This window comes from Lysinibacillus sp. S1 (genome assembly GCF_044986265.1).
GTDB classification, from domain to species: Bacteria; Bacillota; Bacilli; order Bacillales_A; family Planococcaceae; genus Lysinibacillus; species Lysinibacillus capsici.
Genome location: NZ_CP173154.1, coordinates 686,649 through 700,786, shown reverse-complemented (window position 1 = coordinate 700,786; position 14,138 = coordinate 686,649). Strand labels below are relative to the sequence as shown.

General features: G+C 36.8%; 19 protein-coding genes. 8 read left to right on the top strand and 11 right to left on the bottom strand.

The genetic code is table 11. From position 1 onward, the window contains the following. Window positions 1–52: 52 nt before the first annotated feature. A complete protein-coding gene (locus ACHZEU_RS03695) occupies window positions 53–925 on the bottom strand; it encodes a DMT family transporter (protein ID WP_279494755.1) in 873 nt (290 codons plus the stop codon). Window positions 926–1,138: 213 nt separating this feature from the next. Between ACHZEU_RS03695 and ACHZEU_RS03690 the strand changes: the two genes are divergently transcribed. After that, window positions 1,139–1,555 (top strand): GNAT family N-acetyltransferase, encoded by a 417-nt coding sequence (locus ACHZEU_RS03690; protein ID WP_404804034.1) that lies wholly within the window; start codon window positions 1,139–1,141, stop codon window positions 1,553–1,555. 36 nt (window positions 1,556–1,591) lie between these two features. Here the strand turns inward: ACHZEU_RS03690 and ACHZEU_RS03685 are convergent, their stop codons facing one another. The 3 genes from ACHZEU_RS03685 to ACHZEU_RS03675 form a co-directional block, all read right to left on the bottom strand. Then, a complete protein-coding gene (locus ACHZEU_RS03685; protein WP_048393827.1) occupies window positions 1,592–2,062 on the bottom strand; it encodes a hypothetical protein in 471 nt (156 codons plus the stop codon). Between the two features lie 51 nt (window positions 2,063–2,113). Further along, complete coding sequence (locus tag ACHZEU_RS03680; protein WP_054549402.1) at window positions 2,114–2,563, bottom strand: DinB family protein; 450 nt, start codon at window positions 2,561–2,563, stop codon at window positions 2,114–2,116. Window positions 2,564–2,690: 127 nt separating this feature from the next. Next, the gene (locus ACHZEU_RS03675) at window positions 2,691–3,236 is read right to left on the bottom strand and encodes a DUF7010 family protein (protein ID WP_048393824.1); all 546 of its coding nucleotides are present in this window, start codon (window positions 3,234–3,236) and stop codon (window positions 2,691–2,693) included. Between the two features lie 113 nt (window positions 3,237–3,349). Here ACHZEU_RS03675 and ACHZEU_RS03670 point away from each other — a divergent pair, with 113 nt between their 5' ends. Beyond that, a complete protein-coding gene (locus tag ACHZEU_RS03670; RefSeq protein WP_404804033.1) occupies window positions 3,350–3,565 on the top strand; it encodes a hypothetical protein in 216 nt (71 codons plus the stop codon). 16 nt (window positions 3,566–3,581) lie between these two features. Here the strand turns inward: ACHZEU_RS03670 and ACHZEU_RS03665 are convergent, their stop codons facing one another. After that, window positions 3,582–4,766, bottom strand: a complete 1,185-nt coding sequence (locus ACHZEU_RS03665) for an MFS transporter (protein ID WP_404804032.1) — start codon at window positions 4,764–4,766, stop codon at window positions 3,582–3,584. Window positions 4,767–4,783: 17 nt separating this feature from the next. Beyond that, on the bottom strand, window positions 4,784–5,602 hold the full coding sequence (locus ACHZEU_RS03660; RefSeq protein ID WP_404804031.1) for a MerR family transcriptional regulator: 819 nt from the start codon (window positions 5,600–5,602) through the stop codon (window positions 4,784–4,786). Between the two features lie 239 nt (window positions 5,603–5,841). Here ACHZEU_RS03660 and ACHZEU_RS03655 point away from each other — a divergent pair, with 239 nt between their 5' ends. Further along, entirely contained in the window at window positions 5,842–6,327 is a 486-nt protein-coding gene (locus ACHZEU_RS03655) for a DUF2975 domain-containing protein (protein ID WP_404804030.1), read from the top strand. 212 nt (window positions 6,328–6,539) lie between these two features. Further along, on the top strand, window positions 6,540–6,995 hold the full coding sequence (locus ACHZEU_RS03650) for a GNAT family N-acetyltransferase (RefSeq protein ID WP_305193826.1): 456 nt from the start codon (window positions 6,540–6,542) through the stop codon (window positions 6,993–6,995). Window positions 6,996–7,368: 373 nt separating this feature from the next. Here ACHZEU_RS03650 and ACHZEU_RS03645 read toward each other — a convergent pair whose 3' ends face one another. The 4 genes from ACHZEU_RS03645 to ACHZEU_RS03630 all read right to left on the bottom strand — a co-directional run bounded on the left by ACHZEU_RS03645 (window position 7,369) and on the right by ACHZEU_RS03630 (window position 9,894). After that, on the bottom strand, window positions 7,369–8,016 hold the full coding sequence (locus tag ACHZEU_RS03645) for a pentapeptide repeat-containing protein (RefSeq protein ID WP_333880770.1): 648 nt from the start codon (window positions 8,014–8,016) through the stop codon (window positions 7,369–7,371). 75 nt (window positions 8,017–8,091) lie between these two features. After that, window positions 8,092–9,042, bottom strand: a complete 951-nt coding sequence (locus tag ACHZEU_RS03640; protein ID WP_404804029.1) for a bile acid:sodium symporter family protein — start codon at window positions 9,040–9,042, stop codon at window positions 8,092–8,094. An 89-nt stretch (window positions 9,043–9,131) separates the two neighbouring features. Continuing rightward, on the bottom strand, window positions 9,132–9,323 hold the full coding sequence (locus tag ACHZEU_RS03635; RefSeq protein WP_048393808.1) for a hypothetical protein: 192 nt from the start codon (window positions 9,321–9,323) through the stop codon (window positions 9,132–9,134). Window positions 9,324–9,360: 37 nt separating this feature from the next. Next, complete coding sequence (locus ACHZEU_RS03630; RefSeq protein WP_404804027.1) at window positions 9,361–9,894, bottom strand: HXXEE domain-containing protein; 534 nt, start codon at window positions 9,892–9,894, stop codon at window positions 9,361–9,363. 151 nt (window positions 9,895–10,045) lie between these two features. Here ACHZEU_RS03630 and ACHZEU_RS03625 point away from each other — a divergent pair, with 151 nt between their 5' ends. After that, complete coding sequence (locus ACHZEU_RS03625; protein ID WP_333880766.1) at window positions 10,046–10,306, top strand: hypothetical protein; 261 nt, start codon at window positions 10,046–10,048, stop codon at window positions 10,304–10,306. Window positions 10,307–10,582: 276 nt separating this feature from the next. Then, window positions 10,583–12,355 (top strand): oleate hydratase, encoded by a 1,773-nt coding sequence (locus tag ACHZEU_RS03620; protein WP_054549388.1) that lies wholly within the window; start codon window positions 10,583–10,585, stop codon window positions 12,353–12,355. A 187-nt stretch (window positions 12,356–12,542) separates the two neighbouring features. On the opposite strand, the gene ACHZEU_RS03615 is transcribed toward ACHZEU_RS03620, so the two are convergent. After that, the gene (locus tag ACHZEU_RS03615; protein WP_404804026.1) at window positions 12,543–13,004 is read right to left on the bottom strand and encodes a GNAT family N-acetyltransferase; all 462 of its coding nucleotides are present in this window, start codon (window positions 13,002–13,004) and stop codon (window positions 12,543–12,545) included. Between the two features lie 78 nt (window positions 13,005–13,082). Here ACHZEU_RS03615 and ACHZEU_RS03610 point away from each other — a divergent pair, with 78 nt between their 5' ends. Continuing rightward, window positions 13,083–13,478 carry a pyrimidine dimer DNA glycosylase/endonuclease V gene (locus tag ACHZEU_RS03610; RefSeq protein WP_333880764.1) on the top strand — a complete coding sequence of 132 codons (396 nt, stop codon included), beginning with the start codon at window positions 13,083–13,085 and terminating at the stop codon, window positions 13,476–13,478. Window positions 13,479–13,493: 15 nt separating this feature from the next. Next, window positions 13,494–14,117 (top strand): HAD family hydrolase, encoded by a 624-nt coding sequence (locus ACHZEU_RS03605; protein WP_404804025.1) that lies wholly within the window; start codon window positions 13,494–13,496, stop codon window positions 14,115–14,117. The last annotated feature ends 21 nt before the right edge of the window (window positions 14,118–14,138 follow it).

The following is a 14,138-nucleotide window of genomic DNA, read 5'->3' as shown; positions in this document are numbered from 1 at the left end:
CTGAGCCAACATAAAAAGTGCGTCTCTATCTAACATAGAAACGCACTTCGATTTATTCGTCTCGAATGACGATAAAAACGCCACTAAAAATTAATAGGGAGCCTATCCAAAAGGAAAGCCCAATCGTCTCTCCCAATAAGAGCCAGCCTAAAAATGTGCCAACAATTGGTTGAAAGAAGAAAAATAAGCCGCCACTAGACGCATTCATTAGTTGAAGCCCTTTATTCCACAATAAAAAGCCACCAGCTGTTGAAATAATGCCTAAGTAAAGCAAGCCGCCTGAAATGGTCGGTTGTAAAACACTTGCCAGATCTAAATTCTTTAGCCTTGGAAGGACAAAAGGGGTCAATAACATCACGGCAATCATAGATGTATAGGTTGTGACAACAATTTGTGAGTAATGGCTTGGTACCTTTTTGACGAATACCGACATCAATGCCCACGTTAAGGCAGCAAGCAGTAAATAGAGTCCACCTAATTGCTGTGTCACATCGATTTGACCATTGCCTACAACGATCCCGACACCAATCGTGGCAAGAGTGATAGAGAAGCATTTTTTCAGCGTAATGCTTTCTTTTAAAATCAAACGGGCGAAGACAACCATAAAAGCAGGGGTTGTAGCAGTAATAATTGCCCCCATCTGCGCGGTGGATAGCATTGTGCCCATTTCCTGTGTCACAATTGAAATCGTGTTCCCAATAAGGCCAACAAGAAAAATGATCAGCCAATCTTTTTTAGCTATTTTCCAGGATTGCCTCATCATGATTCCAATGATCCCGAGTGCAATCACCGCGATCAAATATCGCATCCAAACAAGCTCTAATGGTGGCACAACCTCCACCACTACTTTAACAACTACATACATGGCACCCCAAATACTCGCAGCAAGCGATAAAAAGATAGCACCGATTATTAGATTTCTCATGTTTTTTTCCTCCGTTTTCATAGATACCTATGCCCTTAACGGAGAAAAAGCGCTTCTACCGTTAAGGAAGAAGAATTGCTGGTACGTCCTGTTCAAATAATGGAGCAAACATCATAATAATCCCACCATCCTCAAGTCATTTTTTATTAGTATAATAGAATACACATCGTTTTCATAGGGAGATTTCATGAAAGCAAAAAGAGGGGGATGTAAATGGTAATACTTCAATACGAGATGGAAGAGAAGGATTTGCCAACCATAAAGGAGGTCTATCAATCTGTAGGGTGGATGAAACATGATGAACAGATTATCAAACAAGTTTTCGATGCAAGCACACATCAAGTTTTCGCCGTGGTTGATGGAAAAATAGTGGGCTTTGCTAGAGCTTTGTCAGATGGCGTATTTAATGCCGCCATTTACGATGTGGTTGTGCATCAAGCCTATCAAGGCACAGGGATTGCTCGTTTATTTCTGGAGGATATGATCGCACAGTTAAGGGAGGTATCCTGCATTCAGTTAATCGCCACAACAGGGAATGAACCGTTTTATGCAAAAATGGGCTTTAGAAAATTGAAAACGGGTATGGCCATCTATAAAAATCAGCAACTAGCTCAAGAATATCTKGATTAAAGGAAATGGTCGGAAACMCACAAATGGTTTCCRACCTTACAAGTTTATTTCATTATAATTAGACTGGATGAAATAGCTGTTAGTGGATACCTGCTTATAGTGCCCTACATTCCACTCATTCAGGTTGATTAAATCCTTAAGGAATTTGGGGACAGGGCAATTCCAATCTACATTTGCTATTGTTAGTGGGAAATTATCCTCAGCCGGATTAGGTGTATGGATATTAACTGAATCCAAACCAGCATCCTCCTCTACAAACTCCATCCATATTTGATAAGGTTTTCCGAATGTCGAGAGCCTTTCTGATAAGCGGTTATATAGGGCTATATGTGCTTTGATGTGCTCTCTTCTTATCTTTAAACCATCATTGCCGTACCCGTAAAAATCAAGGTGAGTGTGCCACAAATTAAACCAACCTTCTTCGTCAAAGTCTACAATAGATAGCTCTGTGGTTGTTTGTCGCCATAAGTTACGGAAATAACGCCTTTTCCCACGAAATTTTTTCAAATTACTGTTCCTCCATTTAAAAAGCTGTTCCTTTCATTGCGTTGCCTTTTATTAAAATAAAGGCTTTGGCAATCCACTAAGATGCGCGATAACAGAGATTTGCCCAATATGGTAAGCTTCATGTGAGTAAACATGATGAAACAACCAGTTAAGTGTAGGGACGGAAGGTGGCGTCCAACCATCGGAAAACTTCGGCACCTCGACTATTTCATTGAGCTGCGATTCGTCTAATGTATGTAGAATGTCATCCGTATAATTTCTAATTTGAATATAGCTATCTAGTATTTCCTTAGGCGAACAATCATCGTGAAGGTTTAATATACAAGGATTTTTAAGTCCAATTTCATTCACCCAATAGTCTTCGCTACTTGATAAATGAGAAATAATCCATGCTACATTATTTGGATAAAACTCAGATGTCTTAAACCAAAACGTCTCATCAAGTGTGCTTAGGTAAGGTATTAACGTTTTCCTAAGATCATTACGATATGGAAATAGCACATCTATACATCCTTTCATTTATTAATAGGTTTATTGTATAGGAACAAGCACGGGATAGGAAATGAATCCTTTTTTCTCAGATTAAAAGAGGTCTGGAATATTAAAAAAATCACCTAGAGGAAGGTGATTAAATCGGATTGACTTTAAGTTCTCTTAGAATTAAAAGAACGCCCATTCCATACACAATAGAAATGGCTAAAGGTACAAGTGTGAAGGCTTGATCGACAAAGAAGCCACCTAAAATCAGAGCAGAAAAGCAGACGCCTAGAGTCACAAATAAATAAGCCTTACTTTTATAAATCCATATGTATGGCAGAAAATGAGAGCCTGCAAGTAAACCAATTGTAAAGGGAAGATATTCAGGTATGTTCATATACACAATGATAAATACAGGTATGTAAAAAGCTTGAGGAGCGGCAACGATTCCTCCTAACGTCCCTAAAGGATTGCCAGTAGCGTTTAAATTAATCCCAAGAATTTTACTAATACCTAAACCGATAGGGAAAATGGCACCTAAGCCAAATATCCAACTTAAACGAACTGCTTCGATTGGCAAAACTAAGGGCATTAGAGTAAAAAGTAAAAAGACAACCGCACCAGAAAGTAAAATTGGAAATCCCTTTTTTACTTCAACGATCATTTCCTTTTGTAAATCTTCCAGTGTTTTATCCATCAACGCACCATCCTTCATGAAGTAAATAGAATATAACCTATAATATACCAGTATATTTCTATTTTTACCACAGATGATTTGAAGTGGAATTTTTTAGAAAAGTTTGCGATCCATTGCCTAAAAAATTCTTGAAGACCAAGATTATTATTAAAAAGGAAGGAATAGCAGAGAGCCGAAACTTTTGCTCACTCTATGGCATTGATGTGGAAGCTGCCACAGGTTTATCCAATGGGGCTTTTACCTGTTATTTTTTAAATATAAATGTTTTTAATCAAGAGTACATATTTAGAAAAGCTACCTTCATATTGAATATGCCATTTTCAATATAAAGGTAGGATAAAAAAATTAATATTTGACTTTAGTGATAATAGGGGTTTCAACTCTACTATTCAATTTTTGGAATAGCCAGATAGCAAGGAATAAAGCCATGCTTACAGTACCAAAACCGACCCAATTCAAATTTAGGACAGAGGTATGACCGATGACAAACCCACCTAATGCAGACCCCAGTGCAAAACCGAATTGGATAAAGGAGGTATTTATGCTTAGGGCAATGTCTGGATTTCGAGGTACTAGTGTAACAAGAAGGAGCTGCTGGGCAGGAGAAATACTCCAAGTTGCTACCATAAAAATCATTAAAATCAAGATCAATACAAAGAGATTGATACCAGCTAGTGCGAATAAGAGGAGCGTTACTGCTTGTAACAGCAATCCAAAACAAATGGTAAAACGCGAACCCTTTGCATCAGCCAATTGCCCGCCCACTCTTGAGCCAAGAAAGCTACAGATGCCAGCTAAAAATAGAATGCCACTAATTTCGGTCATAGAAAGAGGGGATGTGGCTTGCAAGAAAGGCGTAATATAAGTAAATAGGGTAGCGTAGCCACCGACATAAAATAAAGTAATCGCCAGGGCAGTTAGAATTTTTGAATCTTTTAAAATCGAAAGCTGCGACCTGAGTGTAACAGCTTCTTCCTCCTTGATAACTGGAATTTTTTTATAGATGATAAGCAGTGGAAGAATAGTTAATAAACCGATCAGCATAAATAAAACTCTCCATCCAAATATTTCGCTAAAAAATGTGCCAATTGGAACACCCAGCACGAGCGAACTGCTTAGTCCCATCAAAATGATGCCGATAGCACGGCCTCTTCGTTCTTTTTCAACTAATCGAGTAGCTACTGCCATGGCTACCACTGTAGCAATTCCTCCGCTAACCCCTTGAATAATTCGTATCCCTAGTGCGTACTCAAAAGAAGAGCTGATAAACATGAATCCGTTACTAATAATGAACACACTAACGGTAGCCATAAGCAACTTTTTGCGATCCACATTGATCGTGAGCGCAATGAGAATTGGAGCGAAAATGGCTGCTGCTAGGGCAAATAAAGTAACCAATAACCCAGCTTCTGATATCGTTACTCCAAAGTCGACGGCAATCATTTCAATAACGCCTGTAATAATGTACTCAACGGTTCCGATTAGAAAAACAATGAGTGATAAAACATAGATAATCAGCTTATTTTTCAACTCAATTCACGCTTCCTTCAGCTATTTATAATAGGTATTTGTATCTCCATTAATTGGACGTTTTGGGTTGTAGATAATGGTAAATAGATTTCTCTACCCGGTTCGTTTTCCTTGACTTGATAGTTATTTTCTACAATCCAGTTAGCTAAATCAACACAGGCTGTACAAGCAAAGTTAGAATCTGAACGAAAGGTCATTGTGGCCATCATTGGCTCAGGAGGAAGAGTCAGTAGTTGAAATGTATCAGGGAGTGATGAAAGCTCCTTGGTTAAAAAATAGCCGACTTCAAATTCAAACTCGTCTTCTTTCTCCTCTATTTCTTTCCATAAAACAACCTGAGGACTTTGAGCTAATTGGCGCATTTCCTTTGTGAGTAATTGATTAAATGTACGAAACAGATCTGGAATATCTTCTTCTCTCCCGCGTGCTTTCAAAGAAAGGAATTGCTGAGCATCCACTGCCTTGATGCGGATTTCTTGATCTGATTCCACCTGACCCTCTCGTTCTAAAAGTTGCATACGTTCTTCAATTCGTGCAAGCTTGGCCTGTTCCGTCTGGATAATATGTTGAATCTCACTTTTTTTCAGCTTAAACATCCCTTGTATATCTTTTAACGAAATATCTTCGTGGAGCAAACGTATAATTTGTGGCAAGGTAAACCCCAATTCCTTATAGAGAAAGATCCGATTGAGCTCTAGTAGCTGGTCTGCTGAATAGTATCGGTAGCAAGTATCATGGTCCACCTTTCTCGGCTTTAATATGCCAATCTGATCATAATAGCGCAATGTTTTTAAGGATACTTTGCTTAGCCTAGAAAATTCACTGATTTTAAACAAAATATCACCTCCAATCTAATAACTTAATGCAAGTATACAGTTTCCTGTGCAGGGGAAGGTCAAGTGCTTATTAAATAACCTTACTACAATCTAATGTAGTAAGGCTCTTGTGAATATTTCAATGAATGTTTAATATATAAATAACAATAATAATATAATTAAAAACAATTATTATTTATTGTTAATCAATAAATTTCGTGTTAAATTTATAGTGTCATTAAATAAGTGAGGTGCTTTCAATGAATGTTAAACCAGGTTTAACATCTTTTTTAAAGGTAATGATTCTTCTGACTGGGATGGCCATTCTTGCCCTATGTATATTTTTTGTACCTCCTATGGCTCATTTCGCATCGAGTTTGTATCCGAATTTTTACCCAATGAATTATCTCATTTTCATTGTGATGTATGGATCGGCTGTACCTTTTTACATTGCTCTCTATCAGGCTTTTAATCTTTTACGGTACATTGATGCGAATGCAGCGTTCTCGGAATTATCTGTAAAAGCGTTAAAGTACATAAAGTGGTGTGCAATAATAATCAGTGGCTTGCACCTATTAGCTTCACCCCTTTTTCATTTTATAACAAACAAAATGGATCCTCCTTTTGGAATAGTGGGACTCCTCATCATTTTTGCTTCACTGGTTATCGCCATTTTTGCGGCTGTCCTCCAGCGGCTTCTACAAGAAGTGACGAATATAAAATTAGAAAATGATTTAACGGTCTGAGATGGATGATATGGTGATATTAGCCAAACGAAAACTGCTCATAGAAGAGATGTAGAACATATCATTTAGAATTCGGAATCCTATGGAAGTTTAATTGTGAAGCAAGTAAATTTCTAGATAGATATGTAGTTTAATCTTTTAAGGGGGCTGATCCACTTTTATTCTACTTTTGCTATACTTTATGAAATTGAATAGTATAGGAGGCTATAAAAGTGGATTGGAAGATAAAAAAATTTGATGAACTAACAGTAAAAGAACTATATGAGATACTGAAGGTTCGTGCGGAAGTTTTTGTTGTAGAGCAAGAATGTGTCTATCAGGATCTAGATTCAAAAGACGAAAATGCTTATCATTTATTTGGTGAAGACCAAGGAGAGGTAGTTGGGTATTTAAGAATTCTACCCAAAGGAATAGCATATCAAGAAGCAGCAATCGGAAGAGTATTAACAAAGCAAACATACAGAAAAAAGGGATTGTCTCTGGAAATGGTTAAAAGAGCAATTGATTACATTCTAGATGATATTGGAGAAGACGCAATCCGCATTTCTGCGCAGGCATATTTGCTAAAATTCTATGAGGGCTTCGGATTTGAAAAGACATCAGAAGTTTATTTAGAAGATGGAATAGAACATATAGAAATGCTATATAACAGGCTGTCCGTCGAATAATAATATTAATTTAATAACGAACAAACAAGGCGTCCGATAGCATAAATTATCGGACGCCTTGCATTTAAAGTGGAGGATAGCCCTCAAATAGCAGGATAGAATTCTAAAAGTGGAGGATAAAACTGAAAAAGTAGCGGATAGAATGCTCAAAGTGAGGGATAGCCCTCAAATAGCAGGATAGAATTCTAAAAGTGTCGGATAAAACTAAAAAAGTAGCGGATAGAATGCTCAAAGTGAAGGATAGCCCCGCAAATTAGGATGATACCATTCTAAAAGTCGATAAAATAGCAGATTAACAAATTGTAAAAATTGAGCGCTATCCGAGCATAAGGATAAGCGCTTTATTTTTTTCTTGAACTTTTAAGCCCTTAAACTAGTATTTAACCTTCAAACCTAATAATGAAGCAAAACCTATGGCTTGTTCAGTAGAGACTTCACACCCATTTAAACTTTCTGGAGTTACTTGAAGTCTTTTAAATTTACATGTACTGATGTCTATTCCTTTTAAGGAAGTTTGGGAGAAATCCACTTCATTTAGATCACTTTCCTGAAACGCCACCTTATTAAGTAAACAATCATAAAAATTCGCACCTTGCAGGGAGGTGCTATCAAATAGCACTTGTTTAAAGCGCACTTCGGGGAAATTGCATAAGTTTGCAAGACAATTTTCAAATGAAACATTGCCGAGGTTTGCTTCAGTTAAATTCAATCCTAATAATTTACAGTTTTTGAAGGCCACTCTATGAATGATGCCTTCACTTAAGTTAGTGTTAGATAAATCACAGTTTTCAAAAATGACGTCGGTTAAATCAATTTTTTGAAAGGTACAATCGATGAATGTGACATTTTTAAAGATAACATTAGAGACGATTAATCGTTCAATATCCTCGTGAGCAATGACCGTATCCGTAATCTTGCAATTTGTTAAATAGGGTTCCTCCTCATAAAAAATATCCTGAAAATTTGCTTTGTCAAGATTCGGGGATATTTTTGGTGATATAAGTTGGAAATTGTATGACATATTAGCACACCCTTCAAATATAAATAAAAGCTTCTTCTATTTAGTATAAGTGCAAACCTAAAATAAGAACACCGTCTATACGGTGCTCTTATCTGGTTTATACAAAGGATTCACCATCTTACTAAAAACGGAGGCTAGCACCTGTTGAAACAGCATCCCGAACACAACAGGCATGGCGACTTTACCTGGAAAGTACGTTGTGGCCACGATGACACCGACAGCAATATTTCTCATGCCACCCGTAAAAACAAAGGTTGCCATTTGTGGACCGTCTTTTAACAGATATCGCCCTATGAGGTAAGCAAATAGATAGCCTGAGACTGCAAGGAAGAACACTAAAAGCACCACGAAGAAGAGATGCATGTTGATATTCTTTAAATAGGGAGCAATGGCACTGCTATTAATCAGTATGACCGCAAATAAACATAGCTTTGAAAAAGGAGCAAGTTTTTTACCGATTTTTTGAGGGATGGCTCCTTTCGAAAGTTCATTCACTAAGATACCTAAAATCGTGGGTAAGACAATCATCCATAGTAAATTCAGAATCAGGGATGCCACATCCAACTCAATTTTTTCACCCGAAACGATATAAAGGATGAAGGGGAGGATGATGGGAGAAAGGAGCGTATCAATTAAAATAATTGATAAGCCTAACGGTAAGTTCCCTTTGCAAATATTGATCCAAATAACACTCGTTACGCCTGTTGGAAGTGCAACTGCTAAGACAAAACCAACAGTCAACAAATGGTCATCAAACAAAACAGTGGATAAGAAATAAGCCCATAAAGGCATCAAGAGATGAAGAAAAAGGATGGAGAATAAAATGAGAACTGGATGCTTCATGAAAATTTTTACATCTTTAAATTTCATATGTAAGCTTCCTGAGAATGTCATGAAGGCAAATAGCCAGGAGACTAGGAATAATAWATGATGTCCAATACTTTCTAAGAATACACCTACAATTAAACTTAATGGTGTCAGGATCGCAATGTATTTTTGGAGAAATACATTTAGTTTTTCTAACATACAAAGACCTTCTTTTTTTATCTGATTTTATCACTTTTATTATAATCGTAGGTAAATTTACCGCAAAAAAAGCAGAAGATTTACTCCTGCTAAGAATTTACATGTTTTTTATTGGTTTCTTTAGTGAACGGCATCCATACAATGCCTACGATCAATAAAATATTACCTGTCCACCTAACCCATAAATAATAAGGCTGGTCTTTTAAAAAGTACAACGAAGCTAGGATAATAAGCATCCCAATACCAATCATTAATTTTAAATAAATCGGAGTTTTTGCCATTCTCCTGCCTCCTTTCTATCTTTTCATGAATATGTATCTATATCACTTTTTTTCCTATCCAATGCGCAGTAAAGACAATGGGGAAAAATAATATGCCAAAAGGCAAGCTTATCAAAACGATATGCCAAGTAAGGATGCCACTAGTAAACAAAGATTTAAATAAAATAATGCTATAGGGAATAATGATGATGGCTGATGTTATAGCTCCTGGAGTAACAGAACGAAATAAGAGCGATTGTCCAATATGGGTAAAAGCATGGATAAAGAAAACAAGTGTAACAGCTGTGAAAAAATAAATAGTAAAAGAGACCTCGTTTAGAAAATAGTAGTTAGCCAGAATGGTAGAGAGACTGACAAACAAGAAGATAAATAAGACAGCAACAGCAAATTGTGCGGTGCTCATTGAAAATTGTTTCACCACTTTATCGGCTATTTTTGGGGGTAATCTTTCATACAGCTTATGACGATTATGATGTAACCATTTCTCTACCATAATAATTTCTTCAAAATCATGAATAATAAATAAAATAGGAAACAACCAAATTAGTGTTTGAACATTCGTCCATTCCATATAAATACCTCGCTCCTTATCACGATGATGGAAGTGTTACTGAAAATACCATATTTATATAATATATGTTAATAATAACATATTAGAAAAAGTTGTAAGCTAAGATTCATTTATTATTGAATCTAATTATTAAGAAATCGGGGATGAAGCTGTGAATGAAATTGATAAACGTAATAGACTAAACAAGGAACCATTCTCATATCAAACGACAAAAAAGGGGACTGTCGTTATTTATTATGAAGGCAAGCAAATTAAAATCGTCAAGGAGAAAGAGGCTGAGCGTCTACTAGCAAAAATTCAGCAGGTGAAGGGGCAGATAAAGGAAGTCCAGCTATTGTTAGCTAAAATTACGGGTAATTTTAAAAGAGGTAACGAGAAATTGGCTAAACCTCAAAAAGGGAATGAAGGTTAAAAAAGATTTATTGAGATAATAATTATGCAAAGCTAATAGTAACATATTGAATTGGTTTTTCCTTTTTAAGGCAGGCGTTAAGGGGGTTATTACGATTATTTACTGTATGGTTCTCTTTTATAAAAATACAAGTACTTGCTTTGTCCAATGAGAAGGGAAGATAAATTAACGCACAATTAGCGGATTTGAATTTTTTGTTAATTATTAGCTCATTTTACCATTTTGTCGATAACCTGTGTTATTCTATATTAGAATAATAAATTAGGAGGCGGTAATATGTATTACAGCAATGGTAACTATGAAGCTTTCGCACGTCCTAAAAAACCTGAGGGAGTCGATAAAAAGTCTGCTTATCTGATTGGCTCGGGACTAGCCTCACTGTCAGCAGCATGTTTTTTAATTCGTGATGGCCAAATGAAAGGTGAGAACATTCATATTCTTGAAGAGTTAGATATTTCAGGAGGAAGTCTAGATGGCATACTTAATCCGACGAGAGGGTTTATTATTCGCGGTGGACGAGAAATGGAAGATCATTTTGAATGCTTATGGGATTTATTCCGTTCCATTCCTTCGTTAGAAGTAGAAAATGCTTCCGTTTTAGATGAATTTTACTGGCTTAATAAAGAGGATCCTAATTATTCAAAATGTCGATTAATGAAGGATAGAGGCCAAAGACTTGAGGATGATGGCAAGTTCACTTTATCAGACAAATCCTCAGAAGAAATGATTAAATTATTCTTTACGCCTGAGGAAAAATTAGAGGACAAAAAAATCACAGATGTTTTCTCAGATGAATTTTTTGAATCGAATTTTTGGCTCTATTGGTCCACAATGTTTGCGTTTGAAAAATGGCATTCTGCGATGGAGATGCGTCGTTATATTATGCGTTTCATTCATCATATTGGCGGATTACCAGATTTATCGGCCTTAAAATTTACAAAGTATAATCAGTATGAATCGCTCGTGCTGCCAATGATTAAATACTTAGAAAGTCATGATGTTGATTTCCAATATAATACGGTTGTAGAAAATGTTTTAGTTGATAAGGTAGGAGACAAAAAAGTAGCTCATACATTGGTGTTACGAAAAGATGGTGTGAAAAAGAATATTGAACTAACAGAAAATGAGTTAGTGTTTGTGACAAATGGTAGTATTACAGAAAGTACAACATACGGGGATAATAATACGCCAGCCCCTATCAATAAAGATTTAGGTGGCAGCTGGTCCCTGTGGAAAAATATCGCTGCCCAAGGTGAAGAGTTTGGTCGACCAGAAAAGTTCTGCGATAATCTACCAGAGGAAAGCTGGTTTGTTTCAGCTACCCTTACAACATTAGATGATCGTGTGGCTCCATATATTGAAAAAATCAGTAAAAGGGACCCATACGCTGGTAAGGTCGTAACAGGAGGGATTGTCACAGCTACTGATTCTAATTGGATGCTAAGCTATACATTGAACCGACAACCTCACTTTAAAAATCAACCAAAGGACCAATTAGTTGTTTGGATTTATGGCTTACTATCAAACAAGCCAGGTGATTTTATTAAAAAAAGTATTACGGAATGTACAGGCATTGAGATTGCACAAGAGTGGTTATACCATATGGGTGTACCAGTGGATGAAATTCCAGACATTGCACAAAATTCTTGCAATACGATTCCATGCTATATGCCTTACATCACTTCTTATTTCATGCCAAGAGCAATGGGTGATCGTCCACTTGTTGTGCCAGAAGGATCAGCTAATTTAGCCTTTATTGGCAACTTCAGCGAAACAGCAAGAGATACAGTCTTTACTACTGAATATTCCGTAAGAACGGCGATGGAGGCAGTCTATCAACTATTAACGATTGACCGAGGTGTGCCAGAGGTGTTTGCGTCTGCCTTTGATGTTCGCACATTATTAGCATCAACGGCTCGTTTGCTGGATGGTAAAAAACTAACAGATATTGATGCACCATTTATCTTAAAGCAAATCGGTAAATTGGGTATTCATAAAACAAAGGATACAATCATTTATGATTTACTGAAAGAAAGTAAACTAATATAGTGTTGAAAAAGAGACAAAGCAGTTTGAGGGGCTTTGTCTCTTTTTTTTATAGCCAGTCTTTTACATAGGCAAGTAAACCGATCAACGCACCTAACCCCATGCCAATAAAGACAGGCACTATGGGGTTGGCTTTCTTGTGTACGGTTTTCATTTCTTCCATTGAAATCCCTTCTTTCCCATCACATACTTAAAATTCTAAGCGCATCGTTTGGTTCGTATCCTTGAACCCGTGTTTTTCATATAAGGATTTAGCGCCTTTATTTTCAGTCAATACATTTAACTCCAGATAGTCCAAGTGACGATAGGCTGCCCATTTTTTCGCTTCATCTAAGAAAGCAGACCCAATTCCTTTGTTTTGGTAATGCTTTCCAACAATCACATCCACAATAAAAGCATATTTGTGTTCAACCAAGCAAGTATAGGGTGGGGTCGTCGTTTCTTTAATAAGCAAAAAGCCTACTACTTCGTTCTCGAATGTTGCGATTAAAATATCTGAATCATCCTCAATGATCGTAAACCTGATAAAGTTGGCATCTTGTTTGGCAGGTTTGATATATTTAGGTTGAAGAATCGACATCTCTAAAAAAAGCTCTTGGTATAAACGCTCAATTTGTGGAATTTCATCGAGCGTTGCAGTTTTTATTTCCATACTATCCCTCCGTCAGTTTTAGTATCATAGTAAGTAATATTTTACATTAATGGTTGATTAATAGAAAGGAGAAGGCACATGAGGTTATGGCATATAGATTTAATTGCATATCTACCAAAAGGACAACTACTGTCGCAGTGGAGAGAGCTAAATAGCATATTTGCGAAAGAGGATCAGCATATACTGATTAATTATATATACGAATACCCAAAAGAAGATTTGTATTTGTATACAGAAAAAGTCATGGATGAAATGCAGAAGCGGGGTTATCAAATTCGAACCTACGAAAAAAAGAATAACTACTTTAAGGGTTTGGGCCCAGTAAAGGATAGGAGACCCTTTCAACAGCATCATAATCAGGAATATCTTGAAATATGTTTTTATAATTTAAAGGAGAAATTTATAAGAGGCCAGAAGGATTATGAAGAGGAATTGTATCAGCAATTATGCGCATATATAAATAACGTGCTTTAACTAGGAGGGTTATACATGTTAAGAGCGATTATATTTGATGTAGATGGAACGATTTTGGATACGGAGCAAGCGATTTTACAGTCATTGCAAAGAACCTTACGAGAAGAAACACAACAGGACTATCCCTTTGAGGCATTACGATTTGCTTTAGGCATCCCAGGAAAAGATGCATTGCAGAGGCTTAACGTGGATGACATAGAGGCTGTGCATCAGAAATGGTCTGCGGCTGTGCTGGATTTTTCACATGAAGTGGCTGTTTTCGAAAGTCTAGAGGAAGTTATTCAGCACCTTGCAACAAAGCCACTACAATTAGGTATTGTCACTTCTAAAACAGCGCAAGAGGTAGTGGATGAATTTGAGCCGTTTGGGTTAAGCAAGTATTTCCAACATATTGTAAGTGCCAGTGATACGGAAAAGCATAAACCACACCCAGAGCCGCTGTTAAAATGTCTGGACGCATTACAGGTAGCACCAGAAGAGGCCATCTATATTGGTGATTCTATCTATGATTTCCAATGCGCAAAGCAAACAGGCACCAAATTTGCCCTTGCCCATTGGGGAGCCAAATCCACCATTGGCTTTGAGGAGGCTGATTACGTTTTTTATGAGCCACAGGCTATTTTAGCAATCGTTAAGTAGCATGAAAAATAGACAATGGTG

What these genes read in the sequence shown, in the direction of transcription:
- ACHZEU_RS03615 (WP_404804026.1), bottom strand. Translation starts at nt 13,004, where the DNA reads ATGGAAATAAAAACTGCAACGCTCGATGAAATTCCACAAATTGAGCGT.
- ACHZEU_RS03695 (WP_279494755.1), bottom strand. Translation starts at nt 925, where the DNA reads ATGAGAAATCTAATAATCGGTGCTATCTTTTTATCGCTTGCTGCGAGT.
- ACHZEU_RS03610 (WP_333880764.1), top strand. Translation starts at nt 13,083, where the DNA reads ATGAGGTTATGGCATATAGATTTAATTGCATATCTACCAAAAGGACAA.
- ACHZEU_RS03675 (WP_048393824.1), bottom strand. Translation starts at nt 3,236, where the DNA reads ATGGATAAAACACTGGAAGATTTACAAAAGGAAATGATCGTTGAAGTA.
- ACHZEU_RS03655 (WP_404804030.1), top strand. Translation starts at nt 5,842, where the DNA reads ATGAATGTTAAACCAGGTTTAACATCTTTTTTAAAGGTAATGATTCTT.
- ACHZEU_RS03645 (WP_333880770.1), bottom strand. Translation starts at nt 8,016, where the DNA reads ATGTCATACAATTTCCAACTTATATCACCAAAAATATCCCCGAATCTT.
- ACHZEU_RS03635 (WP_048393808.1), bottom strand. Translation starts at nt 9,323, where the DNA reads ATGGCAAAAACTCCGATTTATTTAAAATTAATGATTGGTATTGGGATG.
- ACHZEU_RS03620 (WP_054549388.1), top strand. Translation starts at nt 10,583, where the DNA reads ATGTATTACAGCAATGGTAACTATGAAGCTTTCGCACGTCCTAAAAAA.
- ACHZEU_RS03630 (WP_404804027.1), bottom strand. Translation starts at nt 9,894, where the DNA reads ATGGAATGGACGAATGTTCAAACACTAATTTGGTTGTTTCCTATTTTA.
- ACHZEU_RS03605 (WP_404804025.1), top strand. Translation starts at nt 13,494, where the DNA reads ATGTTAAGAGCGATTATATTTGATGTAGATGGAACGATTTTGGATACG.